Consider the following 2,534-nt stretch of genomic DNA (forward strand, 5'->3'; position numbering starts at 1 on the left):
TGTCGCTAGACGGCTTCCTCGTGAATAGCGTTCCACCAAGCAAGCGACCCAAATCACGCGGAGGTTCCCGCCCCATGGCTTGCACCAAGGAAACCCATACTCTTTGTTAACGAGATATTTAACGATATTTTTTCCGGTTACACACTAACTCATTTAGCATCGACGATTGTCTACCCCCCAGCCAATGATTCAAACTACTATTGTTACTACTATTGACTCGCAAGCTTACGCGCCAAAATTAGCTTATAGAATAGCGATGTCCCAACCGCAAACTCACTTGTTTGAGGTAAAATTAATCGTCAGTCACTGGGATGGAGAGCACCTCGATATCAAAATGCCCGTGTGGACACCTGGTTCTTATTTGGTGCGCGAATATGCCAAGCAAATCCAAAACCTCGTCGCAGTATCAGCTACAGGTCGAAAATTGGGTGTTCACAAAGTTGCTAAAAATCATTGGCAAATTCAGACAAATGATAGCAGCAAAATTTCGATTAGTTATCAAGTATTTGCAAATGAATTAACCGTCAGAACCAATCATCTCGATGCGACTCACGGCTATTTTAATCCAGCAGCATTATGTTTTTATATACCGGGATTTGAACACTGTCCGATCGAGCTAGAAATTATCCCGCCGCAACCCGATTGGCAAGTAACTACGCCATTGCCTGAAATCGGTCATCAGACGTTCTTAGCTGCTGATTTTGATACTTTAGTCGATAGTCCATTCGAGATCGGTACACAGCGTATTTATGACTTTACTGTGTTAGATATACCTCATCAATTAGTTGTTTGGGGCGAAGGTAATTTAGATCCCAATAGCGCGATCGAAGATATCAAAAAGATTGTCGAAGTCGAAGCAAAAATCTTCGGTGGTTTGCCATATAAAAAGTACATATTCCTATTGCATTTATCACCAGCAGGGGGCGGAGGCTTAGAGCATAAAAATTGCTGTTCGCTATTATATCCACGCTTCAATTTTCAAGGTGCCGAAAAACATAATCGGTTCATGCAGCTAGTCGCCCATGAATTTTTTCATCTGTGGAATGTCAAGCGAATTCGTCCGGCGGCGCTCGAAAAATTTGATTACGATCGGGAAAACTATACGCCGTCACTGTGGTTTAGTGAGGGAACGACGAGTTATTACGATTTAATAATTCCTCGACGTGCGGGAGTCTATGACGATCGAGAATTTTTAGTCGAGCTGAGTAAGGAAATAACCCGCTTTTTGACAACCCCAGGGCGATTGGTACAGCCATTAAGCGAGTCGAGTTTCGATGCGTGGATTAAGTTATATCGCCCCGATGCCAATAGTTCTAATTCCCAAATGTCCTATTATCTCAAAGGAGAAATGGTGACATTACTGTTAGACTTATTAATTCGCGATCGAACTCAAGGTGCCAAATCGTTTGATGATGTTTTGGTGCAGATGTGGGAGCAGTTCGGAAAAGCCGAAATTGGTTTTAGCGAAATTCAACTCAAACAAATTATCGAATCGATTGCCGATTATGATTTAACTGAATTCTACGATCGTTATATTCATGGGATTGAAGAATTACCTTTTAACGATTACTTAGCTCCCTTCGGAATTGAGTTGCAACCCGTCGAAGCTAGTATGCCATATCTAGGCATCAATGTGAAAACCGAGCAGGGGAAAGAAGCGATTAAATCGGTAGCAGCGCACTCACCCGCCCAGTTAGCAGGTATCGATCCTGGTGACGAATTACTGGCGATCGATGGTTATAAAATCACTGCTGACAAGCTTAACGAGCGCCTAAAATATTATCAACCCGGACAAGAAATTAGCGTGAGTTTCTTTCATGCCGATCGCTTGATGAGTGTCCCGATCGTTTTAGCCACACCACAACCGCAACAATATCAATTGCGATCGATCGAGCATACTACCGAGATTCAGAATCGATTATTTAAGCATTGGGTAAGTATTTAGGCTGTGCTTTTCCCGACAACCACCTGATAGGATCGGAGGATGTCTGAAAAGATTTTATGTCTTCTAGCGTAGATCTGAATCCCCCAACCCCCTTAAAAAGGGGGCTTAAAGTCCCCCTTTTTAAGGGGGATTTAGATCTAGAAACGGAGCAACAGCCGACTTGTGTACACATTGTAGCTTTTCAAGGTGAGCTAGCGGCTCGCGCTCCTCGGCTTTGCTGAGGGTTTAGCGACCCAAATCACGCGGAGGTTCCCTCCGCATGTGTTTGGGTCAAGACAGCGAGACAAGACAGGGGTGATTTCCAGGGTTTACGCTTAAAAAATTAGACTTTTCAGACATCCTCTTAGTTACCGTGGATAATTCAGCCGCAAAAATGATTCAGCACTGGCTCGATCGATAACATTTCCATCCAAAGTCGCTGCTAATAAATTATCTAACATTTGTCGAAACTGCGGACTAGGTTTATAACCCAATTTCCGCAGATCGTCGCCAGTTAGTAATGGTTTTACTTGCGTCCACACCGTTAAGTATTTCCAAATCTGCCGCCGTAGCGCGATCGATTGCCGACACCGGATCGCGATTAAAATTA

At 43.6% G+C, this 2,534-nt stretch carries 2 protein-coding genes; one reads left to right on the forward strand and one right to left on the reverse strand.

Annotated elements, in window-relative coordinates; translation table 11 throughout:
- Nucleotides 1–184 precede the first annotated feature (184 nt).
- A complete protein-coding gene (locus RMO35_RS23095) occupies nt 185–1,945 on the forward strand; it encodes a M61 family metallopeptidase (protein WP_309744744.1) in 1,761 nt (586 codons plus the stop codon).
- A gap of 347 nt (nt 1,946–2,292) precedes the next feature.
- Here the strand turns inward: RMO35_RS23095 and RMO35_RS23100 are convergent.
- Nucleotides 2,293–2,534: hypothetical protein (locus tag RMO35_RS23100; protein ID WP_309744746.1), on the reverse strand; the 242-nt coding region annotated here is incomplete at its 5' end.

Source organism: Chamaesiphon sp. OTE_20_metabat_361 (assembly GCF_031364565.1).